Source organism: Paeniglutamicibacter selenitireducens (assembly GCF_051550675.1).
In the GTDB taxonomy this organism is placed as follows: domain Bacteria; phylum Actinomycetota; class Actinomycetes; order Actinomycetales; family Micrococcaceae; genus Paeniglutamicibacter.
This window is the reverse complement of record NZ_JBPULF010000010.1, coordinates 148,473-170,192: the sequence shown is the minus strand read 5'-3', so window position 1 is coordinate 170,192 and position 21,720 is coordinate 148,473. Positions and strand designations below refer to the sequence as shown.

The following is a 21,720-nucleotide window of genomic DNA, read 5'->3' as shown; positions in this document are numbered from 1 at the left end:
AAGCGTTCCGCGGCACCCGGTTATGCCAGTGTACGGCTCGAGGAGATCAGCTTCGCGTAGGCGAGACCGCTGTCCTTGATGGTTCTCTCCTGCGTTTCGTAGTCGACCCTGACGATGCCGAAGCGCTTGGCGTAACCCCAAGCCCATTCGAAGTTGTCCAGCAGGGACCAGACGAAGTAGCCGCGCACATCCGCCCCGTCCGTGATGGCATCCGCGACGGCCGCGATGTGCCCCAGGATGTAGGCGGTGCGCTGAGTGTCGGCCACCGAGCCATCCGGTTCCACGGTGTCCTCGTAGGCCGCGCCGTTCTCGGTGATGTACAGCGGTGGCAGGTTTGTGTAGTCGGCGGTAAGCCGGTTCAGCAACGTGCGGAGGCCCGCGGGGTTCACTTCCCAGCCCATCGCGGTGAGCGGCAGGTCCCGCGCGGGGAAGCTGACATGCTCGCTGCCGACGAAGGGAGAACTCTTCGGGCTGTCCGTGGGCACGACCGCGGGCGCTGCGTCCGGTGCCGCCGGATGTCCGCTGACGTTGTCGTCGTGGTAGTGGTTCACGCCCAGGAAATCGATGGGCTGGTGGATGATCTCCAGGTCGCCGGGCTCGATGAGTTCGGCAAGCCCGTGGCCCTTGAGGTCCTCGAGCAGGTCGTCGGGATAGGACCCCCGCAGGATCGGGTCGAGGTACATGCGGTTCCACAAGGCGTCGATCCGCCTCGCTGCGTCCAGGTCCACCGGGTCGTCCGGGTCGTTGGGCACGGCATTCGTCAGGTTCAGCGTGATGCCGATGGTTTCGACCCCCAACTCGCGCAGCCTGCTCGTGGCCATGCCATGCGCCAAGTGCTGGTGGTGCATCGCGGCCAGCGCGGCGCGCGGTTCCCGGCGGCCCGGCGCATGCTCGCCCGCGGCGTATCCGATCAGCGAGGAGCACAGGGGTTCGTTGAAGGTCGTCCAGTGCGCAACCCTGTCGCCGAGCACCCGATGGACAGCCTCGGCGTACTCCACGAAACGGTGGGCCGTGTCCCTGTTGGCCCATCCGCCACGTTCCTCCAAGGCCTGTGGAAGGTCCCAGTGGTAGAGCGTCAGCCACGGCAGGATGTTTGCCTCGAGCAGTTCGTCAACCAGCCTGCTGTAGAAGTCCAGGCCCTTGGCATTGACGCTGCGGCCGCCGGGGACAACGCGGGCCCACGAGGTGGAGAACCTGTAGGAATCCAGCCCCAGGGTCTTCATGATGCCCACGTCCTCGGCGTAGCGGTTGTAGTGGTCGACCGCCACCTCCAGGTCGTGGCCCCCGGCGATCGCATTGGGTACCCGGGCGAAGGCATCCCAAATGGAGTCCTCCTTGCCGTCCGCGTGCGCGGCGCCCTCGATCTGGGCCGCCGCGGTGGCCGACCCCCAGAGGAAGCCCGATGGCCAGGAAAAGTCGTGAATTGTGTTGACGCCCATTAGCCTTTTACCGCTCCTGCCATGATTCCTGATACGAGTTGTTTTCCGGCCAGCACGAAGAGCAGCAACAAGGGGATGGTCGCCATTACTGCGCCCGCCATCACGATGGTGTGGTCAACGTACTTTGCCGACTGAAGCTGGCTCAGCGCCACCTGCAGCGTGGGGTTTTGCGGGGCCACCAGCAGTGGCCAGAGATAATCGGTCCAGGCGGTCATGAACGTGAACAGGCCAAGGATGGCCATGGCCGGACGCGCCGCTGGAACCCCCACGTGCCAGAAGGTCTGGATCATGCTGGCACCATCGACACGGGCCGCCTCGATGAGTTCGTCGGGGATGACATCGACCAGGTACTGGCGCATGAAGAACACCCCGAACGCGGTGACCAACGTGGGGACCATGATGGCTCCCAGGGAGCCGGTCCAGCCGAACTCCTTCATCATCATGAACAGCGGGATGATGCCGAGCTGGGTGGGTATGGCCAGGGTGGCGATGACGAAGACCATCAGTCCCTGCTTGCCTCGGAAGCGCAGCTTTGCGAAGGAGTACCCGGCGAGGGTGGAGAAGCCGACCACCGAAACGGTGATGACGCTGGAGACGACGATGCTGTTGCCCAGCGCTGCCCAGAAGTCGATCGTCGCGAACACCTCGGCTACATTGGAGAGGAAGGCCTCCCCGGGGAAGATCGGTGGCAGGGAGCCCTCGAAGGCAGCTCCGGAGCTGGAACCCACAACGAACGACCACCACAGCGGATAGGCGCCGCCGAGGAAGAATGCCAGAAGCAGGCCGTAGGTGAGGAACCCCGGGCGCCGATCGAGGCCCAGGGAACGCTTGCGGCCCCTGGGCGGGGAGACGGCCCCGCGTTCGGGTGCCGGGTGCGACGTGGTTTGCTGGTTCATGACCGGTCCTCCTTCGGGTTCTCCGGTGCGGCATCCCGGACGGGTTGCCGTGCTTTGACGCTTGCTGCCCTCCGAGCCGCGCGGCCGGGTTTTCCCCGGCCGTTCTCGCCGGATGATGCGATGGACCGGGAGATGAAGAAATTCAGGAGCCCCACGGCAACGATGATCAGGAAGAGCAGCCAGGCCACCGCCGAGGCCTTGCCGAAGTCCCCGCGGTTGAAGGCAAGGTCCCAGAGGTAGAGCACCGTGGTCTGGTACTCGCGGTTCGGCCCGCCGAGCGTCGAGCTGCTGGGGTTGAAAAGCTTGGGCTCGGTGAAGATCTGCAGGCCGCCGACGGTCGCGGTGATGATCACGAAGATCATGGACGGACGGATGCCCGGCAGGGTGATGGAGAAGAACCGGCGGAAGGCACCGGCACCATCCAGTGCGGCCGATTCGTGCAGTTCGCGGGGAACGGCCTGCATGGCTGCCAACAGGATCAGGGCGTTGTAGCCGGTCCAGCGCCAGTTCACCATGGAGGCGATGGCAAGGTGGGAGGGAAGGACCTCTGATTTCCAGGCAACGGGATCAAGGTTGAGCGTCTGGAGGAGGTTGTTGATCAGCCCGTATTTCTCGTCGAAGGCGCTGGAAAAGATCAGGGTCACCGCCACCGGGGTGACGACGTAGGGCAACAGGACGCCCATGCGCCAGAACGTCTTGGCCCGCAGGTTCTGGTCAAGGATGGCGGCGATGAAGGTTGCCGCGACAAGCTGCGGGATGGCCGATAGCAGGAAGATGCTGAAGGTGTTGAACAGCGAGTTCCAGAAGTAGGGGTCCTTGAGCTCTGCCGCGTAGTTCTCAAGGCCCACCCAGTCCCCCGGCCCCGCGAGCAGGTCCCAGTCGTTGATGGATACGACGAAGGTGTAAACCAGCGGGAAGAGTCCCACCAGGGCAAAGAGGATGAAGAACGGCGCGATGTACAGGTACGGGGATGCTTTGACATCGAGTGCGCCGAGCCTGGCCCGGAGCGGGAGACGCGGCCGGGCTCCCTGTCCGGGATGGCCGACGCTGCGGGAGGCTGGCTCCCCGCGTTCCTGCCGTGGCCCCGAGGGCGGGCTGATGGTGCTGGTCATTGTTTTCTTCTCCCGGTGGGAAGGGGCCCGGCTCGGCGAGCGTGCCGGGCCCCGAAACTGCTGGGTGGATTACTTGAGATCGAGGTTCTTCAGGGTGGTCAGCGCGTCGTTCCATGCGCTCTGCCCGTCGGTTCCCTTGTCCAGGGCGATGGTCGCCGGCCCGAAGACCTGCTCCTGGATCACCGAGTCGTTGGGGCCCTTGAACTGGGCCTTCACACCTTCGGAGCGCGAGGCCAGGATTTCGCCGACCGGTGCGTCATTGAAGAACTTGCTCAGCGCGTTGCTGCCGGTGACGCCGGGGTCGGTCTGGGCGGCCACCACGCTGGGGAAGGTTCCGGCTTCCTGGAATGCCGCGACCTGGGACTTCGCGTCGGTGAGCCATGCGGCGAGTTCCGCAGCCTCGGCCGGGTGCTTGGACTGGGTGGGAACTGTCAGGAAGGTTCCGCCCCAGTTCGTGGCGCCGCCCGGAAATACGTCCGCGAAGTCCCAACCGGAATCCGCCGTGCCGCCTGCGGCCTCGACCTGGCCTTGGACGACGCCGAGCATCCATCCCGGGCAAACGAACGTGGCGAAGGAGCCGTCGACAAAGGCTTTGCCCTTGCCCCAGTCCCACTGGGTCTGGCCCGAGGAAAGTCCCGCGGCCGCGGCGTCGGCCAGCTCTCCCCAACGCTCGGTCAAGGCGGTGTTCCCCTCGACGTTCAGGGTACCGTCTGCCTTGTAGTAGCCCTCGGGCAGCTGGTTGACCATGGAGTTCCAGACGAATCCGGACTGGTCGTACCAGGCTTTTCCGGTTGATTCCTTGTACTTCTTGCCGGCATCGAAGTAGTCGGCCCAGGTTGCGTCGTCGCCGCCGAGAGCGGTTGCGACCTCGGCGCGGTCGGTGGGAAGCCCGGCTTCCTTGAAGAGGTTCTTGTTGTAGCACAGGCCAACGGGCCCGATGTCGGTGCCGTAGCCGATGATCCGGTTCTTGGCATCCGTAGCCTGCGCGGTCTTCCACGGCACCCAACGGTCCTTGATATCGGCTGCTCCGTATTCGCCGAGATCGGCAAAGGAGTCCGAGACTGCCATGACTTGGCCGAGCCAGCCTTCTTCGACGGCCTGGACGTCGGGCAACCCGGCCCCTGCCGCCTGCTTCGTCTTCCAGTCGGTCAAGGCGTTTCCGCCGGTATCGATGTTCGTGGCCTTGATGGTGATGCCCGGGTGTTCGGCCTCGTACTGCTTGTAGAGTCCGTCAAGTCCCATGGTTCCGAAAGTCGTGACGGTCAGGGTTACCGGGTTGTCGCTCGAGGCCGGCTCCGCCGAAGTGGCTCCGGAAGAGCAACCTGCTGCCAAGAGCGCGAGGGCCGCGACTCCGGCGACGGCCGTGGCGGTCCTAGTCTGACGTGAGAGCTTCACGTTCACTCCTTTGTGTGCGTTGGTGGTGCTGCGTGTGATTTGAGTTGAACCAAAATGAGAGCGCTCTCATTTTGTGTCGACGAACACCCATTGCATAAATCTCCAGGGGGACCGCCTAGTGGCGTGATCGCGTTCACTTGGGTGTGTGAGCGCTCTCACAAGATCGCTGAATATAAGATTCCACGGCTCACCACAAATGTCAACACCACACACCTCGCGGAATTGGCCCTGTGGATCGCAACGCTGACGCATCGATCCGATCCGGCGGATCCAGCCGGATGAAGGCGTGCCGCTCTCGCGGAACGGAAGAAGCTGGGACCGACGAGCCCGCAGTGCGGACATGCGAAAGGGCCGCAGCAGGGCGGCCCTTTCGCATGCGGATAAAGGACGGGCCAACTTCAGGGGGTTGGCAGGACAACCAACCCGTCGATGATCTCCAGAGGGATCGGGCCGTAGTCACGGGAGTCGATGGACCGTTCCCGGTTATCCCCCATGACGAAGACGGTCCCGGCGGGAACCTCTGTGCGCGGATAGTAGGTGCCATCGATCGTCGACAGATCGACGAACGGCTCTGCCACCGGTGATGAATCGACGTACAACACCGCATCCTGGACTTCGACCTGCTGGCCACCGACAGCCACCACGCGCTTGATCACGGGGGTGCCGTCCGCCGGGGACGGGAAGACGACCACGTCCCCGGCATGAACGCCGGAGAGTCCTGGCCCCGGCTTGAAGACGAACACGAGGCCACCGGCACCGACTGTGGGTTCCATGCTGTCCGATTCCACGGCGACTGGTTCCAGGATCCAGAGCCGGCATGCCAGCGTCAGCAGCACGATGAGAATTGCAACCATGAACGCCGCCCTGCCCCGATACCGCTTCGAAGGAGGCAGCGTATCGGCCCGTTCCGCTCCGGACGCACTCACTCCGGCCCCGTTTCGGGATCCTTCTTGGCCGGCGCGGCAAGGATCGGGTCGTTGGGGTCGGGGTCATTGACGCCCAGGCCGACGCGGAACTGGAACATCATGGAGTGGTCTTCGTGGACGAGGTTGTGGCAGTGCACCATGTAGCGACCCTTGTGTGGCCCGAACTGCATGATGACCTGGATTTTCTCGTTCTCGCCGATGTACATCACGTCCTTCGGCCCGCGCTCCCAGGCCGCAGCGGGCTTTCCGTTGCGACTCAGGATCTGGAAATCGATCAAATGGATGTGGACAGGATGGAACCAGCCTCCCGACTTGTTCTCGATCTCCCAGATCTCGATGCCGTTGAGCTTGGGGTCTGCCCCGGCGAGCTTGAAGTTGCTCGCGATAACGTCTTCCCACGTCATGCCGCTGATGTTCCAGGGGCCGTCGGGATCTCCGCGCTGGACCCTGAACTGGCGCTTCTTCTCAGCGTCGTTCTTGGTCAACCGCATCACTGGGCTGTCCACCAGCGTGGTGGGGATGAAGTTCCACTTCGGATCCTGCTTCATCTCGGCTTCGCTCGGTGGCGCAACAACGTCGAAGGCCATGATCTTGTTGGTGTTGTCGAAGTCCCTGTTGTTTTCGTTCGACAGGTTCCGCAGCTCGATCCGCCGGCCAGGTGCGTACTTGCTGAAGTCGATCAGCACCTCGTACCGTTCGGCCGATCCGTGCCGCCAGTACCTGACAGCCTCGGCCCGCGGAACCAGGCCCCCATCGGTGGCGACCACGTAGACCGGGTCACCCGTGCTCAAGGTCGGACGGTACGAGCGGGAGACCGAGGCATTTAGAATCCGAAAACGGTACACCCGGGGCTGCACCTTCATCACCGGCCAGGGTCGGCCGTTGACTAAGACCACATCGCCCCAGAGTCCCGAATGGTCACGGTCGTCGTAGCCCAGGCTGCCGTCGGCCGCGAACATTGCGTCGCTCATGATCAGCGGCACGTCGAAGGCTCCCTGCGGCAGCAGCTCACGTTCGAATTCGTCGTGCAGGATATACATGCCAGCCAGGCCGGAGTACACGTTTTGGGCAGTGAAGTGCACGCCATGGTCGTGATACCAGAGCGTGCGGGCAACCTGGAAGTTCGGGTAGAAATAGTCCTTGTAGAAACCGGGCAGCGTCACGTCGCTGGCATATCCGTCGTACTGCGGCAGCGAGGCCGATCCGTGCAGGTGCGTGGAAGTTGCCAACAGGTGGCCGAGCGTCGGGTGGTTCTTCGGAAGCTGGTTGCGCATGTGCACCATGGAGCGGGTGCCTTGTTCCAGTTCGATGGTGGGACCGGGGAAGGTTCCGTTGAAGCCCAGGATGTTCGTCGTCTTGCGCGGCAGGATCTGCGCTGCGGCCTGGCGCATGGTGATCCGGTAGTGGTTCACCTTGGCACCGTCCGGATCAGTCGAGACGGAAAGTGGCGTCAAGACCGGTGGCCTGACGAAGGTGGCCGCGTACGGCCGCGGCATGTCGCTCGAGCGTAGTTGGCTCGCGGACTTCGCGGAGACAGTGGAAATCGGCACTGTCACCAGACCAGCGCCGATGAATCCAAGACCCCCCAAACCCCCAAGCTTGATCAGGTCCCGCCTAGTTACTGACATTTCGAGTCACCTCCCAATTGATGACTGGTGTTTCGTGAAATGCAGGCGTTCACCCACCGGCGTGGTGCTCCTTGCCGAGTGAGAGCCGACTGCCGGTAGGGCTTTCAAGGACCAATGAAATAGCTTTGTTCGGCAACTCGAAAACCATCGTGACGCTGACGGATTCGCCTTCCTCCACGACGGTGGAGTCGGGCGAGGACCACAGCGGCCCAGGGCGACCGGAACCCAACCCGTCGACGACGAACCCCGCCGGGTCCAAACTGATGCCACCCGGATCCATGGCAGTGAACTGCACCTCGATCCGAACCCTGTGGGCACCTTCCTGAACCTCCTGTTGGAGGACCGCAATGGTCGTTGGCGGCTGCCACCCATCCACTTCCAGCGGAACGATTCCCGTGATCATGGCAATGCCGCCGGGAATCTCGGCCGGAGCGCCCAACTGCGTGCTTGGCTTGGCCTTGGCCGTGAGAATCAAATAGCCGAGGCCGAGCGCGAGTATCAGCAAGAACGCAAGCGGAATGGCCAAGAAGCGTCGCCGCCGGCTCAATGCAGGCAGAGCCTTGCCCTTCACACCGGTTCCCATGCCCGTGATTTTCCGGGTAAGACCTTGGGAAAACCCTGTCACGCCCGGACCGAGGGCCTAAAGTCGGGCCCAGCGGCAAGTTTCCACAGGTCAAGCCCATGTGGCGAGTCTCGGCAACGACCCTGCCACCGTCGTCCGAACCTGGGTTTCCTTGCCTGGCGACGTGACTTCGAGCACTGTTGGCCTTCCCAGATCGACCAGGGAGCCAAAGCTATGTATAGTTGTTCGAGGTCGAGCCGCAAGGCGCGGACCGAATTGAATATGCGCCCATAGCTCAGCTGGATAGAGCGTCTGTCTACGGAACAGAAGGTCAGGGGTTCGAATCCCTTTGGGCGCACCAACAAGAAAAGCCGCGAGAAATCGTGGCTTTTCTGCTGTCCGGCGTCAGGCCCTGGAAGGGCCGGCAGCACATTCATGCGGAGGCCCTTCGTCAGGAACGACTTGCGCCCGGCCCATTGAAGCCAGCCAGTCGCCGCACCGACTCGTCAACAGCTTCCAACACCGTCCTGGAATGCAGGAGCCTGAAGTGACCGGATACCGGCACCTCGATGTTCAGTGCCCCGGCGAGCGCGCTGCCCCCAGGGATATGCGGATCGAACTCGGGATAGATGGACACCACCCGGCCGTTGAGGGTATCCCTCTCCATCAGCGAGAGCATCACGGCGTCGGTCGGGGAGAAATCGCGGATGGTGCGCGAGAGCATGTACCGGGCATAAATCGAACCGGAGAACGGGGTCCCTATGGCAACCATCCCCTCGATTTCCACCGGGTGGTCGCCACCGGCAGCGGCGTCAAGCATCAGGTGCTTGCCGACCAAACCGCCCTTGCTGTGTGCCAGAAGAATGCAGCGGTCGATGCCGTGTTCCGCGGAAAGTTCCGCAAGCCTTTGCCTCGCGATCTCCGCAGACTCCGGGATCGGGCGCCCGTTGATCCCCAGGCCGGGAACTGTGAACACCTTGTGCCCCGCATCGCTGAGTCGCTTCGAGGGCGGTTCCAGGAACAACCACGTCTCGTAAACCCCGGGTAGCAGGACGATGGCCGGAAGCGACGGGTCGCCGCCCTCGTACGAACCCGGGGCCCCGCGCCTGAAAACGGAGATCACCTGCCGCCGTCCCGCGTACAGGTAATCCAGCAGCCACCACCAGGGGCGGAGCGCCCGCTTCACGTCCGCCCCAGGTATTCCAGATGCTCCACAATGTAGCGGGCCACGCAAGCGCCGTCCTTGACCATGGTTTCGTGGCCGCGACCATCCACTTCCACCATCCGGGCGTCGGGAATCAACGCCGTGACCTCCTCGGCCCATCCATGCGGGCAGACGGGGTCGCGGCTCCCCCGGACCACGAGCGTGTGGGCCTTGATCTGCGGCAGGGTTTCCTCCACATCGTGGTCCATCATGCTTTTGAGCTTCTTTATGAACCAGCGCGGACCGGTCTTCGCGTAGTTTCTGATCCCGATAGCCCACACGCGAGGGTTTTCCCCGAACAGGTCCTGGACCATGCGCCAAGCCTGCTTGGGGATCGACCGCTCATGCAGGTTGACTGTCGGGGCAACCAGCACCACCTCGGGGAACAGGTCCGGACGCTGCGCCGCAGCCTCGGCGACGACTTGCGTACCCATTGAATGACCCACCAGCACGGGCCGACCCAGACCCTCGACCGATACGAAGTCGACGAGGACCCTTCCCATGTCGGCCATGGTCAACGAGTGCTCCGGCTCCGGGGCATCCCCGAACCCAGGGAGGTCTATCGCGACCACCCGGCCGTGCGATTCCAGTTCGTTACTCAGTTGGGCAAAGTACGAGATCCCCATGCCAATGCCATGCACCAGCAGGAACGTGCGCCCTTCTGCATTGTCCGTGTCCGTGGTGACCACCGTGTATCCGCCTGCTTGGACATGTCGCACCGTCATCGTCCCAGTATTGCCGAGATCCACCGAAATCCGCCTGAACACAGACCAGGGCGCGGCGCGGGCCGCCCCGTCCCTAGGGAAGTGCCTGGGCCGCCAAGCAGGTCGGGCTTTCGAGCTTCAAGGAACTCAACCGGCGGTCGGGTCGCCCGTCCTCGGCATTCAGGCCGAACGCCACGATCGTATTGGACAGCTGGTTTGCCACAAGCAACGCCTGCCCCGACTGCACGTGGTGGCGCGGCCAGTCGCCTTCGCACGAATCCTTGCCGATCGGCGTCGGCACACCGTCCCACCCGATCCCGAGCATGGCGATCGAACCGGCACCGCGCACCCCCACGTAGAGCCGGTTGGTGCGCGAATCAAGGGAGATCTCCGACGGGTAGTGCTCCCCCGGGACGAAGTCCTCACCGAGCGCGGTGCGCGAGCGGACCTCGTACCCACCCTCCGGGAGCGGTGCCAGCGCGATGACTTCGACACTGTGCTCGGTCACCACATATATCCAGCCCGAGGGGTGTTCCACGAGGTGGCGCGGGCCATCGCCCTTGTTCAGGACAATGCGTTGGCGCAACACCAGTTGCCCGGCCGCCAGGTCCCAGACACGCAGGCAGTCGTGTCCGAGGTCGGTGGTGATGATGCGCCCGTTGCGCAGTGTGGTGCTTTGGTGCGAGCGCGAGGCCCGCGGCGCGTGCCCGTCCCGCGCATATGGGTCTTCCGAGGGCTCGGCCAGGTACGGGGATCCCAGAGTGCCGTCCGCGGCGATCGGATAGGCCAAGACCCGGCCGTCTCCGTAGCAGCTGCCGATCAGCGTGCCGCCCACGGCGTCGAGGGTGAGGTGGCAGAGCAAGGCACCGGCGGGCACCGGACGCCCCAACGACTCGATCCGGTTGGAGGACACCACCCGGTAGGTCGCGATCTCTCCTCGGTGTTCCAGTGCCGCATAGATGACGGGCAGCCCGGGGTGCGCGGTGATCCACGACGGGGAATCGGCGGGGTGGGCCAATCCAAGATCGTGCAGCGATCCGTTGCGATACTCGATCGCACGGATTCCTTGGCTTGTTCCGCCGCCGTCGGGCGAGTAGGCGCCGACCCAGTACTGGTTACCCATACGGCAATCTTCCCGCTCCAAGCCCCCTCCTGACGTCATCCGTTGTCAATTGATACGTGATTGTGTCGCCGCGGCCAGTCGCATCACAAAAAAGTGTCAAAGCAGACATCGCCACTATTTGAACTGACCGGTCAGTTTGATTTACGCTGGTCTGGTGCTTATCGCAAACTCGCTGGCCATTGCCGGACGCCACCAACCACTGCTGGAACCAACCAGCCTCGCCGCTGCCCGCGGACAGCTCCTGTTGGTGCAGGCCGAGCCCCAGCCCACACGTACCGCACTGGCCCTGGGCCTGAGCGCGCGCATGCGCCCTTCTTCGGGCACGGTGGCCTGGTCGGGCAACGCCGCTCTGCGTGCCGTACGGCGGATCAGCGCCCTGGTCGACTCGCCGGAAATCAACGAGCCGGAGGCCCACCTCAAGGTCCGGGACCTGGTGGCCGAAGACCTCGCCCTGCAGCCCGGTCCGGTATGGCGGCGCAGCAGCATCGATTCGTGGATGGAACGCCACAAGATGGATCACCTGGCCGATGAGTGGCTCGACGTGATCGACCCCCTGGACCGGCTGGCGCTGCTGACGCACCTGGCACTCGAGGACCACCGCGTTGAGCTGGCCGTCTTCGATTCCCCCGACAGGCACGGCATGGCCGAGGAAGCCTGGATCGACTACCTGCAAACGGTGGCCGGCGGGCGCCGGGCTCCCGCCGTTGTTGCCATCGTGACCCGCATCCCCGGCTGGTGGGAGGGCCCGATTGCCTACGCCGGCACGGAGCAGCAGCAATCCGCGGTTGACGAGGCCGTGGTTGAAGCCACCGAACCTGCCACCGACGCCGAACCTTCCGATACCGAGCTCACCGCGGGGGGCGAAGCGGCCCCCGCCGACGCCCCTGCCCAGGATCCCGGGCCGGCACCGGAAACCACAGTCCTTCCACCAGTATCCGAGGAAAACCGATGACCACGCTGCGCCTGGCGCTCTCCGAACTCAAGCGCATGACCTCCGGCCGCCTGCCGCGGCTGGCAATCATCGCCATGTGCCTGGTCCCGCTGCTCTACGGCGCCCTGTACCTCTACGCCAACTGGGATCCGTACGCGCACCTGCACAACGTCAAGGCCGCTATCGTGAACCTCGACACCGGTGCCGAACAGGACGGCAAGAAGCTGCAGGTCGGTGACGACGTCACCGAGGAACTGCTCGACGACGGGACCTTCGGCTGGACCGTGGTGAACTCGGAAGAGGAAGCGGAAGCGGGGGTCTCCAGCGGCGACTACGCCTTCGCGATGACCATCCCCCAGGACTTCTCGGCAAACCTCGCCTCCCCCGGGGACTTCGAAAAGGCACAGCAGGCCATCCTGAAGATCACCACCAACGACGCGAACAACTACATGGTCGGCACCTTCGCCGACAAGCTCGCCGGCGAGGTGCACAACACCGTGGCCAAGGAGGTCGGCACGCAAACCGCCGATGCCCTGCTCACCGGCTTCTCCGACATCCACACCAACATGGTCAAGGCCGCCGACGGCGCCGGGGAACTGCACACCGGAACCGTGAAGCTCTCCGACGGCGTGGGGGCCCTCTCGGACGGCGTGGTCTCCCTCGACGACGGCGCCACCCAGCTGGACAACGGCGCCGGGGAACTGGGCGCCGGCGCGGGCACCCTGCACGAGGGCACCTCGTCGCTCGTCTCCGGGCAGCAGAAGCTGGCCAAGGGCGCCGGGGACCTCGCCGACGGTGCCGGCACCCTCGCCGGCGGCACCAAGGAACTGGACGCCGGCCTGGGCGAGCTCAAGTCCAAGACCAAGGAACTCCCGTCCAAGACCGGCCAGCTGGCCGACGGCGCAGACACCGCCTCCAAGGCCTCGAAGAAGCTCGCGGACGGCGCCGCACAGGTCGCCGCGGGCAACAAGGCCCTGAACGACAAGGTCACCCAGGCCGCGGACACCATCACCGCCCTGGAGCAGGACGCCGACGAGCGTCTCTCCGCCGCCAAGTCCGCACTCGACGCCCAAACCGCCAAGCTCATCAAGGACGGGGTCATCACCCAGGCGCAGGCGGACGACCTCGAGGCCGCGCTGAAGGATGCCGCGGCGTCCACAGGCATCGAATCCCAGGTGGCCGACACCAAGAAGAAGCTCTCCACCGCCCAGTCGCAGATCGCGGCACTCGCCGACGGTTCGGCGCAGGTGGCAGACGGCGCCAAGCAGCTCTCCGGCGGCCTGTCCACCCTGGCCGACGGGACCGGCCAGCTGGCCGGGGCGATGCCGGCCCTGAAGACCGGGATCTCCGATGCCGCGGCCGGCGCCTCGAAGCTGAACGACGGCGCGCAGGCCCTGGCCTCCGGTGCCGGAACGCTGGCCGCAGGCCAGAAAGACGCCCTGGCCGGCGCCAAGAAGCTCGATTCCGGTGCCGGCTCGCTGGCCGCCGGCGCCAACACCCTGCACGAGGGCACCAGCACCCTGGTGGCCGGCGTGAAGGACCTCGGCGACGGCGTCGGGGAACTCGGCTCGGGCGCCACGGAACTCAAGGACGGCGCGGGGGAACTATCCTCGGGCCTTGCCGAGGGCAGCGACGAGGTTCCGCACCCTGACGAATCACAGCGCGAACAGATCTCCACGGTCATGGGCGACCCGGTGGACATCTCGCGCACCGACCAGGCGAAGGCCAGCGTGTACGGCGAGGGCCTGGCCCCGTTCTTCATGACCCTTGCCATCTGGATCGGCGCGTTCATCCTGGTGCAGATCATGCGCCCGATCACCAAGCGTGCGCTGGCCTCCAACGCCTCGGACTGGAAAATCGCGATCGGCGGCTGGCTGCCGTTCCTGGGCATCTCGATGATCCAGGGCACGATCCTCTACGTGGTGGTGCTCTTCGGCCTCGGCCTGGACACCGCGCACCCGTGGATGACCTGGGGCCTGTTCCTGCTGGCCTCCATGGCGTTCACGGCGATGATCCAGGGGATCTGCGCGCTGCTGGGCACCCCCGGCAAGCTCGTGGTGCTGGTGCTCATGGTGCTCCAGCTTGTCTCCTCCGGCGGCACCTTCCCCTGGGAAACCACACCCGACGCCCTGCACGTGGCGCACCGCTGGCTGCCCATGGGGCACGTGGTCACGGGCCTGCGCCACCTGATGTACGGCGCGGACCTCTCGGTGCTCGGCCCGATCGTCCTGGGCCTGGTCGGCTACACGGTCCTTGGTCTGGTGGCCAGCACCATCGCGGTGCGCATGCACAAGACATGGACACTGAAAACCCTTCACCCGGAGCTGAGCGCATGACCCAGGCACCGAACCCGCGTACCCGCACACGGGTCACGGACTCCAAGCACCGGCTCTTCAGCGCCTCCATGGAGCTGATCGGCACCCGCGGGCACCGGGAGGTGAGCGTCGACGAGATCGCCAAGGCCGCGGGCGTCTCCAAGGGAACCGTGTACTACAACTTCGGGTCCAAGGGCGAGCTGATCGGCGAGCTGCTGGACTTCGGCGCGGCGATCCTCTTCGAGCGGCTCGCGGCCGGCGCCCGGGAGCCGGAGGCCGACCGCGGCCTGCGGCTGATGGTCACCGGGGCGCTCGAGTTCATTGCCGAGTACCCGTCGTTCGCGCAGCTGTGGAATTCCGAGCAGTGGCAGGCCCAAAGCGAATGGGCCGAATCGCTGGCCCAGCTGCGCCACGAGGTCATCTCCCTGGTGCGCACGGCGCTGGGGCGGATGGCCGCCGAGGCTCCGCCGGCACAGGGCTCCCCCGCGGTGGACCTCGACGCCCTGGCCATCGCCGTCTTCGGTGCCGCGCTGATCCTGGGCCGGGACCGGCAGGTCTTCCACCCGGAGCGCACCGTGGAAACCTGTGTGGAGGCCGTCATGGCCTTCACCGCGCCGCTGCGGCAGGCTCCGGCGCACTAGGTAGCGGCGTTTCCGGCGGGGTCCTTTCCGACGAGGTCCTTTCCGACGAGGTCCTTTCCGGCAGGGTCCACGGCCTGTAGCCGGAACACCAGTCGGCCTCCGAGCAGACGACGACCACTCCGGGGTATGCCGCGAGCATGTCCGCGAGCCGTTCGCGGCTCGCGGCGTCGAGCATCGAATCGATACCCTCCATCAACAGCAGCGGCGGGTTCCCCAGCATGGCCCGGGCCGCCAACAGCCCCGCCCGCTGGGACGCGGACAGCTGGATCCCGCCGCGGCGCAGCTGCGTGTGCTCGCCCTGCGGCAGCGTGCGGACATCGAGCCCCAGGGCCAGCGCCAGCTCCAGGGCCGCCGCCGGGTCCGCGCCCGGGCGCCTGTAGCGCAGGGCCCGCAGCACCGTGCCGCGCTCGGGCACCATCGACCCGAAGGCCGCCCCCACCAGCTTCCGGCGCTGCCGTTCCCCGAGCGCCCCGGGGATGTGCCCGCCCACCACCAGGTTCCGCTGCCGCAGGGTCACTGACGGCTCCAGCCCGCCCAGCACCGGGCCTTCCGCGGTGCGGGCCGTGGCCAGCGCGGCCAGCAGACCGGCGCGCATCCGCGCGTCGCCGCCCTCCAGCCGGATCCGTTCCCCAGGTTCGGCACGCAGTGCCGGGATGGCGGTGCCCTCGATCTCCAGCCCGTTCACCCACACCCCGGCAACCCGGCCGGCCTGGATCTCGGCGGCGGCCCGCGGTGCGGCGTCGGGGATCCCGGGCCCGGCGGACAGGGCCCGCCCCTCCTCCAGCAGGGGTGCGACGATCCGGGCGGCGGCGCGGTGGTTCTGCCGGTATTCCACGATGCGCCCCCATTCGCCCACGGGAGCCGCACACAGCCCCAGCACGGTCAGCGCCGTGGCGACCTGGCCGGCGTCGAGCGCCGCATGGCGGGCCACCAGCACCACGGAGGCGGTGGCGACCAGCGGCATCCCGAGCGAAAGCGCGCGCATCAGCGCGGCAGGTCTGGCCCGCGCCACGGCTGCATCCATGACCTTGGCGCCGCTGGCCCGGACCCGGGACATCTCGCGCGACACCCCTCCGGAGGCCACCACGGCGCTTCCCGCGGCCGCGGTGTCGGCGATGCGCGCGGCAAGGTTGCCGCGGTGCCGCCGCAGGATGCGCGCCCGCTCGTAGGCGGGCCCGGAGAGCGCCAGCAGCGCACCGGCCAACAGCAGCACCGGCACCGCCAGCGCCGGGACCAGCGCCGGGTGCAGCATCCAGAGGCCGATCCCGGAGACCAGCAGCAGCGGGATGCCCGCCAGCAGCGGGGCGATCCCCTGCGAGACCCAGTTGCGCACCGAGGAGAGATCGTTGCTGGCCCGGGCCACCGTGATGCCCACCGAGGGCGGCCTGCCGGCCAGCAACGCGTGGGAGACAAGACCCAGGCGCAGCTGCGCCACGTAGTGCTGGCCCAGCTTCTCGGCCAGCACCCGCTCCAGGTAGCGGCCCAGGACCAGCAGCGCGACAAGCGCGGCGATCCCCGCGGCCGTCGGCACCACGGCTCCCCCGGAAACCAGCGCGCCGGCCAGCATGGCCACGCCCACCCCGAGCAGGCCGCAGGCCAGGGCCAGCGCCAGCAGCGCGGCGAAGAGCACCCTGCGCCTTCCCGCGACAAGCCGGGGCAGCCGGGGCGGTCCGCCGGCTGCCTTCGCGCGGATCACGAGATGCCCGCGCGCACCGGCAGCAATCCGGTGGCAACCCCGGGGTCGCACAGCGAGTAGGTGTCGATGACCGGGACCTCGAGCTGCGCGGCCGCCTCCGCGGCCGCCAGCGGGGACGCGGTGAGCAGGCCGGAGACCGCGGCCACCGGGACCCCGGCTTCCTGCAGCACGTCGAGCCCGGCGCGGGCGCCCAGGGCGTCCTGGGCGGAGAACACCACGGAGTCCACGCACGCTGCGAAGAGCGGGTCGCGTAGCAGCCGGGAGGTCTCCCCCTGGTAGAGGCCGTCGGCGATCTCGATGACCACCACGTCAGCCCCGGAGGCGGCCTGTTCGTCGACCATGGCCCCGAGCAGGTCGCGGACCTGCTCGTAGGCGAGCTTGAAGGTGGTGGGATAGCCGAAGTCGGTGAAGTCGCAGACCGGGAAGGCGCCGGCGTCGGTGAAAAGGTTCGGGTCGTTGCCGGCACCGGTGCCCGTCGCCTTGCCGGCCGCCACATGCAGCCCGGCGTTGGCCAACCCGTTGACCAGGCAGCCCAGGGTGGTGGACTTTCCCGAGTTCATCGAGGTGCCAAGCACCGCCACGACCGGCGGCCGCGGGGTCCCCACGGCGCTCACGGCCGCCAGCGACGGGCTGCCCACCCGCAGGGGCGCGAAGTCGGCAAGGTTCACCACGCCGTCGGCCGTGGCCAGCAGCCCGACGGGCTCGATCCGCGTGGCGGCGTCGATCGAGGCGTGCATCTGCGTGACGTACCCGGCCACCCCGCCGCCTGCGACAAGGTGGCAGGGTTCCAGGGTGTCCGGCACGTGGGCCAGGAACTGGTCCGGGGCGTAGCGGTTGCCGTAGGCGACCATGATCTCCTGCCCGACGAACATCAGCTGGCGCCGGGAGACCGGGGATTCCAGGCGGGTGTGCTTGCCGATCTCGACGACCCGGGCGACCACCACGTCCCCAGGTCGCGGTGCGGCCTCGGCCCCGGCCAGCAGGTGGAAGTCCCCGGGGCGCTTGGCGAAGCCGGAGGCGACAAAGCGGGTCGTGTAGGCGGCGCGGATGCGCCGGGCCCGCCCGGGTTCGATCTCCAGCCGGCGCAGCGGGCCGGTGTCGGCGCCCGTGCGGGGCAGGAGGGTCTCGATCGCGGTGTCGGTGCTGGTGTCCATCTCGGAACTCCTTGTCCAGTGGTCGGGCGAACGCGGTGCCCGCGCTGCGCCCGGCAGCTCGGCGAGCTACCTTTCCACTAGTCAAGGTCGGAAACATGTCTTTTTGGTGAACGGCAGATGAGGCCGCTCTCATCTTCGGACGCGCGTTCTCATTTTCGCGCCCGGCACCTGCGGAACCCCGCGTTTTTACCTCCGGCAAACTCTCATGATTCGTCTCCCGCGACACGTCCCGACCGCGCTTCCCCGGCACCCTCCCGCCCGGAGGCATCCGGCGCGGGGCCTGCGACGGGGATCCCGGCCCTCCGCGGGCGCAGGGTGCCGACGGCCACGCCGAGCACCAACACCGCGCCCCCGGCGATTTCCAGCGCGTTGGGGTACTCGTGGAGCACCAGCGCGGCGCTGGCCATGCCGATCCCGGGGATCAGCAGCGTGAAGGGAACCACCTTGGCGGCGGGGTAGCGCCCCAGCAGGGTGTTCCAGATGCTGTAGCCCACCAGCGAGGCCACCAGCGCGGTGAAGGCCACGCCCCACCAGGTCTCCGGCCCCATGGTGGCCAGCGCGTCGCCCACTGCCGCGGGCCCGTCGAGCAGCAGCGAAAGCCCCAGCATCGGCAGCGGCACCCAGAGCGCCGAGTGCACCACCAGGCCCAGCCCGGAGGCGCCCGCGGCGGAACGCGAGATGACATTGCCGATGCCCCAGCTGAACCCCGCGGCGACGCAGATCAGCAGTGGGACCAGCACGCTGCCCAGGGCGGCTCCCTCGGGCAGCGAGGCCACCCGGCCGAGCCCCACCACTCCCAGGCCCGCAAGGCCCAGCGCCGTCCCGGCCAGCTGCCGGCGCGTCGGGTATTCATGCAGGAAGAGCGCCCCGAGCCCGATCGTGAAGAACATCTGCGACTGCAGGACCACCGGTGCCAGGCCGGCGGGCAGCCCCAGGTGCATGGCGGTGAAGAGCAGCCCGAACTGCCCCGCGCTCATGGCCAGGCCGATGCCCGCGATGACCTTCCAGCCGACGGCGGGCCGCGGAACGAAGAAGACCAGCGGGAAGGCGACGGCGGCGAAGCGCAGCGCCACGAAGACCAGCGGCAGGGTGTCGCGCAGCCCCAGGTCGATGAACAGGAAGTTCAGCCCCCACAGCAGGGCGACGAGCAGGGCCAGGAGCGTATCGCGCGGTTTCACACCTCCACTGTGGCACCCGCAGACCATGTAGCACCAGCTTCGAATCCTTCAGGGTTTCTTGTAGCATCGCTTCATGATCGATGTGCAGGCACTGCGTTCCCTGGTGGCCATCGAGCGCTACGGCTCGGTGGTGGCCGCCGCCGAAGCGCTCGGCTTCACCGCATCCGCCGTCTCCCAGCAGGTCAAGAAGCTCGAGCGCACCCTGGATGCCCCGCTGCTCGAGCGCCAGGGACGCGGCGTGCGGCTGACCGAGCGCGGCCGCCTGCTGGCCATGGAGGGCGGGCCGCTGCTGCGCGAGCTGGAGCGCGTGACGACGCTCGTCGAGTCCCCCGCGGTGGCCAGGCGCAGGCTGCGGGTCATCGCGTTCTCCACGGCGATGCGCGGCCTGGTGGCCCCGGCGCTGGCCCTCCACCGCGCGGGCGGGCCCGGCCGGGCCCCGCTCGACACCCGCCTGCGCGGCGTCGAGCCGGAGGCCGCCGTGCTGCAGGTCGCGCGCGGGGATGCAGACCTCGCCGTGGTCCACAACTGGAACTCGATCCCGCTGGCCATCCCGCCGGGCGTGCACACCGAAACCCTGGGGTACGACGAGGCGGACGTGGTGCTCCCCGCGGGCCACCGGCTGGCGCCCCTGCCCGCGCTGGAGCGCAGCGAGCTGCTCGGGGAGCCCTGGGCAGCAACGCCGGCCGGCGCCATCTGCCACGAGGCACTCATGCGGCTCTTTGCCGACCTGGGCGTGGTGCCGCGCGTGGTCGCCGAGGACCCGGAATTCGCAACACTCATCGCCCTGGCGTCCGCCGGGGTGGCCGTCGCACTTGTCCCGCGGCTGGGCCGCGGCCCCTTGGACCCCTCGGTGGTGGCCCGCCCGCTGCGCGACGTGCCGCAGCGGCGTGTCATCCAGGTGATCTACAGGGATTCGATGGCCGGCTCCCCGGCCATCGCCGAGCTCACCGCCCTGCTGCGCGAGGTGTTCGAAAGGACCGGCGGCATGCTCGGCGACCCCGGAACCGCCTAGTTAGCGCGGCACCACGAAGTTCGTCACCCGCATGTCGCGGCCGTCGACCTCGGCCCACGGCTTGTCGGTTTCCAGGACCGTGAGGCCCAGCGTCGGGTAGTCCATGGCCAGCTCGTAAACGGCCTCCTCGTCCGAGTCGACGCTGGCCAAGCGCATTGCGAGTTCCTGCAGGACCGGTTGGTGCCCGATCACCAGGAGCGTGGTGACGGTTTCAGGGGTTTCGTTGACGATCGCGCACAGCCTGGCGGCCGAGGCGCCGTAGACCCGCGAGTCCAGGTACGGGGTCGGGGCCTTTTCGCCCAGCTCGGAGATCACCCAGGCACAGGTAGAACGCGTGCGCAGGGCGTCGGAGGTGACGATGTAGTCCGGCACCACGCCGTGCTCACGCAGCCAGGCCCCGGCCGCCGGCGCCTCGCGGTTTCCGCGCGCCGCCAGCGGGCGGTCGTGGTCGCCCACCCCCATCGGGTAGTCGCTCTTGGCATGGCGCAGCAACACGAGCCGCTTCAGGTGGTGGTCACTCATGCTACCCAGCTTAGGCCGGTTAAACGCCGCGGGGCGCCGCATCCGATGATGCAGCGCCCCGCGGGATGGAACCTGGAACTAGATGGTGTATTCCGGGGCAGCCCAGACGACGACCTCGGGGTGCTCGTAGAAGCGGTATCCCTGGCCGCGCACGGTGCGCACGGTGTTGGCCAGACGACCCAGCTTCGAGCGAAGACGGCGGATGTGCACGTCGATGGTGCGCTCGTTGGGCACCTCTTCGGCGTTGCGCCACAGGTTGGTCAGCAGTTCGTCGCGGCCCACGGTGCGGGTGCCGTTCTCCACCAGGTAGTTCAGCAGCTCGAATTCCTTGAACGTGAGGTTCAGCGTCTCGCCATCAAGGTGGACCTCGCGGCGGGACAGGTCGATCAGCACGCCGGAGGGACGCGGTGCCGCGGGACGGGCGTCGGCACGCGGGCGGCGGTTGACCGTCGGGTCGCCCAGCGCGTGGCGGACCACGTCGATGTTCTCGCCCTGCGCACTGGCCGGGGCCAGGGCGACTGCCGCGTGGGTCTGCGCCTCAGGGGAGAGCGTGGCCAGGAAGGCGCGAACCTGGGTGGCCAGCTTGCCCAAGGAGGTTCCCTGAGCCTGCGCCACCGATTCGTCAAGGCCAACGTAGAGCACGAAGCCGCGGGCCGTGGTGTCGTTGGCCACCGGCTGAGGGCCCGGGGTGCCGGCCGGGGCAACGATCGGGGTCGGCGCCGTCATCGGTCGAGTTTCATGGGTAGCCGGGACCGCATGGAGCTGGCGATAGCCGGCCGGGGCGTAGCCGCCGGGAGTCGTCGTGCGCTGCGCTGCTGCGGCGCGGGACTGGGCGTTGCGGATGGAGACATGGACGTATCCGGACGTAACCGACATGCTGCTTTACCTCTAACTCGTGTGAATGCCACGGAATGGCGCGAATGCTTAGATGCCCCAGACCACCTGTGCGGAATCGGGGCGGATGCGAGTTTCACTGAGCGTCGAAATAGGTTCGACGCTCAGCTGGGCATTCGACAACAGCTGTGGAGGTGAGTGGTCACCTTGCCTCCGCGGAGGCCCCGAGTTGCTGTTGCTGCGCTATTCACAAGGTTCAGTTTCCTCGTAATAATCGGAACCCGCAAGTAACAAACTTCGGTAAGGTCCACATAGTGAGACAAAACGTACCGAAAGTGACGATCATCACATTGCACAGATAGGCAACGGGAGAGCTGCGCGTGGCACGGTATGCCCGGCCATTTGCAAAACCGTGCGCAAAGTGATCAATTAAGCGCATAACGTTGGA

General features: G+C 67.0%; 19 protein-coding genes and 1 tRNA gene. 5 read left to right on the top strand and 15 right to left on the bottom strand.

Features of this window, described 5'->3' with window-relative positions; translation table 11 throughout:
- Nucleotides 1-20 precede the first annotated feature (20 nt).
- The 7 genes from ACSYDW_RS16305 to ACSYDW_RS16275 form a co-directional block, all read right to left on the bottom strand.
- Nucleotides 21-1,439: a GH1 family beta-glucosidase gene (locus ACSYDW_RS16305; protein WP_438339778.1), complete on the bottom strand. Its 1,419-nt coding sequence runs from the start codon at nt 1,437-1,439 to the stop codon at nt 21-23.
- Nucleotides 1,439-2,335: a carbohydrate ABC transporter permease gene (locus ACSYDW_RS16300; RefSeq protein ID WP_438339777.1), complete on the bottom strand. Its 897-nt coding sequence runs from the start codon at nt 2,333-2,335 to the stop codon at nt 1,439-1,441. Before ACSYDW_RS16300 ends, ACSYDW_RS16305 begins: the two co-directional genes overlap by 1 nt.
- A complete protein-coding gene (locus tag ACSYDW_RS16295; protein ID WP_438339776.1) occupies nt 2,332-3,447 on the bottom strand; it encodes a carbohydrate ABC transporter permease in 1,116 nt (371 codons plus the stop codon). Before ACSYDW_RS16295 ends, ACSYDW_RS16300 begins: the two co-directional genes overlap by 4 nt.
- Before the next feature lie 69 nt (nt 3,448-3,516).
- On the bottom strand, nt 3,517-4,842 hold the full coding sequence (locus ACSYDW_RS16290) for an ABC transporter substrate-binding protein (protein ID WP_438339775.1): 1,326 nt from the start codon (nt 4,840-4,842) through the stop codon (nt 3,517-3,519).
- Between the two features lie 398 nt (nt 4,843-5,240).
- Nucleotides 5,241-5,696: a signal peptidase I gene (lepB, locus tag ACSYDW_RS16285; RefSeq protein WP_438339774.1), complete on the bottom strand. Its 456-nt coding sequence runs from the start codon at nt 5,694-5,696 to the stop codon at nt 5,241-5,243.
- A 68-nt stretch (nt 5,697-5,764) separates the two neighbouring features.
- Nucleotides 5,765-7,222: a multicopper oxidase family protein gene (locus tag ACSYDW_RS16280; protein WP_438339773.1), complete on the bottom strand. Its 1,458-nt coding sequence runs from the start codon at nt 7,220-7,222 to the stop codon at nt 5,765-5,767.
- A 223-nt stretch (nt 7,223-7,445) separates the two neighbouring features.
- Nucleotides 7,446-7,979, bottom strand: coding sequence for a hypothetical protein (locus tag ACSYDW_RS16275; protein ID WP_438339772.1), 534 nt, complete (start codon nt 7,977-7,979; stop codon nt 7,446-7,448).
- Between the two features lie 263 nt (nt 7,980-8,242).
- Here ACSYDW_RS16275 and ACSYDW_RS16270 point away from each other — a divergent pair.
- A tRNA-Arg gene (locus ACSYDW_RS16270) sits at nt 8,243-8,319 on the top strand.
- A gap of 90 nt (nt 8,320-8,409) precedes the next feature.
- Here the strand turns inward: ACSYDW_RS16270 and ACSYDW_RS16265 are convergent.
- The 3 genes from ACSYDW_RS16265 to ACSYDW_RS16255 are packed head-to-tail and all read right to left on the bottom strand — an operon-like array spanning nt 8,410 to nt 10,989.
- A complete protein-coding gene (locus ACSYDW_RS16265; RefSeq protein WP_438339771.1) occupies nt 8,410-9,144 on the bottom strand; it encodes an esterase/lipase family protein in 735 nt (244 codons plus the stop codon).
- Nucleotides 9,141-9,911 (bottom strand): alpha/beta fold hydrolase, encoded by a 771-nt coding sequence (locus tag ACSYDW_RS16260; RefSeq protein ID WP_438339770.1) that lies wholly within the window; start codon nt 9,909-9,911, stop codon nt 9,141-9,143. Before ACSYDW_RS16260 ends, ACSYDW_RS16265 begins: the two co-directional genes overlap by 4 nt.
- A 49-nt stretch (nt 9,912-9,960) precedes the next feature.
- The gene (locus tag ACSYDW_RS16255) at nt 9,961-10,989 is read right to left on the bottom strand and encodes a lactonase family protein (protein ID WP_438339769.1); all 1,029 of its coding nucleotides are present in this window, start codon (nt 10,987-10,989) and stop codon (nt 9,961-9,963) included.
- 154 nt (nt 10,990-11,143) lie between these two features.
- On the opposite strand from ACSYDW_RS16255, the gene ACSYDW_RS16250 reads away from it, so the two are divergent.
- Genes ACSYDW_RS16250 through ACSYDW_RS16240 form a run of 3 tightly spaced genes read left to right on the top strand, consistent with a single transcriptional unit; the run spans nt 11,144 to nt 14,876 of the window.
- Nucleotides 11,144-11,941 carry an ABC transporter ATP-binding protein gene (locus tag ACSYDW_RS16250; RefSeq protein ID WP_438339768.1) on the top strand — a complete coding sequence of 266 codons (798 nt, stop codon included), beginning with the start codon at nt 11,144-11,146 and terminating at the stop codon, nt 11,939-11,941.
- Entirely contained in the window at nt 11,938-14,256 is a 2,319-nt protein-coding gene (locus ACSYDW_RS16245) for a YhgE/Pip domain-containing protein (protein WP_438339767.1), read from the top strand. The genes ACSYDW_RS16250 and ACSYDW_RS16245 overlap by 4 nt, the downstream gene beginning before the upstream one ends.
- Entirely contained in the window at nt 14,253-14,876 is a 624-nt protein-coding gene (locus ACSYDW_RS16240; RefSeq protein ID WP_438339766.1) for a TetR/AcrR family transcriptional regulator, read from the top strand. The genes ACSYDW_RS16245 and ACSYDW_RS16240 overlap by 4 nt, the downstream gene beginning before the upstream one ends.
- Here ACSYDW_RS16240 and ACSYDW_RS16235 read toward each other — a convergent pair.
- The 3 genes from ACSYDW_RS16235 to ACSYDW_RS16225 form a co-directional block, all read right to left on the bottom strand.
- The gene (locus ACSYDW_RS16235; RefSeq protein WP_438339765.1) at nt 14,842-16,572 is read right to left on the bottom strand and encodes an ABC transporter ATP-binding protein; all 1,731 of its coding nucleotides are present in this window, start codon (nt 16,570-16,572) and stop codon (nt 14,842-14,844) included. The genes ACSYDW_RS16240 and ACSYDW_RS16235 overlap by 35 nt on opposite strands.
- Nucleotides 16,569-17,726: a DUF1611 domain-containing protein gene (locus ACSYDW_RS16230; RefSeq protein ID WP_438339764.1), complete on the bottom strand. Its 1,158-nt coding sequence runs from the start codon at nt 17,724-17,726 to the stop codon at nt 16,569-16,571. The genes ACSYDW_RS16235 and ACSYDW_RS16230 overlap by 4 nt, the downstream gene beginning before the upstream one ends.
- 203 nt (nt 17,727-17,929) lie before the next feature.
- Nucleotides 17,930-18,904, bottom strand: a complete 975-nt coding sequence (locus ACSYDW_RS16225; RefSeq protein WP_438339763.1) for an EamA family transporter — start codon at nt 18,902-18,904, stop codon at nt 17,930-17,932.
- 73 nt (nt 18,905-18,977) lie between these two features.
- Here ACSYDW_RS16225 and ACSYDW_RS16220 point away from each other — a divergent pair, with 73 nt between their 5' ends.
- Nucleotides 18,978-19,916, top strand: a complete 939-nt coding sequence (locus tag ACSYDW_RS16220; protein ID WP_438339762.1) for a LysR family transcriptional regulator — start codon at nt 18,978-18,980, stop codon at nt 19,914-19,916.
- Here the strand turns inward: ACSYDW_RS16220 and ACSYDW_RS16215 are convergent, their stop codons facing one another.
- Nucleotides 19,917-20,438 (bottom strand): SixA phosphatase family protein, encoded by a 522-nt coding sequence (locus ACSYDW_RS16215; RefSeq protein ID WP_438339761.1) that lies wholly within the window; start codon nt 20,436-20,438, stop codon nt 19,917-19,919.
- 78 nt (nt 20,439-20,516) lie between these two features.
- Complete coding sequence (locus tag ACSYDW_RS16210; protein ID WP_438339760.1) at nt 20,517-21,314, bottom strand: winged helix-turn-helix domain-containing protein; 798 nt, start codon at nt 21,312-21,314, stop codon at nt 20,517-20,519.
- Between the last annotated feature and the right edge of the window lie 406 nt (nt 21,315-21,720).

What these genes read in the sequence shown, in the direction of transcription:
- ACSYDW_RS16305 (WP_438339778.1), bottom strand. Translation starts at nt 1,439, where the DNA reads ATGGGCGTCAACACAATTCACGACTTTTCCTGGCCATCGGGCTTCCTC.
- ACSYDW_RS16300 (WP_438339777.1), bottom strand. Translation starts at nt 2,335, where the DNA reads ATGAACCAGCAAACCACGTCGCACCCGGCACCCGAACGCGGGGCCGTC.
- ACSYDW_RS16295 (WP_438339776.1), bottom strand. Translation starts at nt 3,447, where the DNA reads ATGACCAGCACCATCAGCCCGCCCTCGGGGCCACGGCAGGAACGCGGG.
- lepB (WP_438339774.1), bottom strand. Translation starts at nt 5,696, where the DNA reads ATGGTTGCAATTCTCATCGTGCTGCTGACGCTGGCATGCCGGCTCTGG.
- ACSYDW_RS16275 (WP_438339772.1), bottom strand. Translation starts at nt 7,979, where the DNA reads ATGGGAACCGGTGTGAAGGGCAAGGCTCTGCCTGCATTGAGCCGGCGG.
- ACSYDW_RS16255 (WP_438339769.1), bottom strand. Translation starts at nt 10,989, where the DNA reads ATGGGTAACCAGTACTGGGTCGGCGCCTACTCGCCCGACGGCGGCGGA.
- ACSYDW_RS16245 (WP_438339767.1), top strand. Translation starts at nt 11,938, where the DNA reads ATGACCACGCTGCGCCTGGCGCTCTCCGAACTCAAGCGCATGACCTCC.
- ACSYDW_RS16240 (WP_438339766.1), top strand. Translation starts at nt 14,253, where the DNA reads ATGACCCAGGCACCGAACCCGCGTACCCGCACACGGGTCACGGACTCC.
- ACSYDW_RS16230 (WP_438339764.1), bottom strand. Translation starts at nt 17,726, where the DNA reads ATGGACACCAGCACCGACACCGCGATCGAGACCCTCCTGCCCCGCACG.
- ACSYDW_RS16220 (WP_438339762.1), top strand. Translation starts at nt 18,978, where the DNA reads ATGATCGATGTGCAGGCACTGCGTTCCCTGGTGGCCATCGAGCGCTAC.
- ACSYDW_RS16215 (WP_438339761.1), bottom strand. Translation starts at nt 20,438, where the DNA reads ATGAGTGACCACCACCTGAAGCGGCTCGTGTTGCTGCGCCATGCCAAG.
- ACSYDW_RS16210 (WP_438339760.1), bottom strand. Translation starts at nt 21,314, where the DNA reads ATGTCGGTTACGTCCGGATACGTCCATGTCTCCATCCGCAACGCCCAG.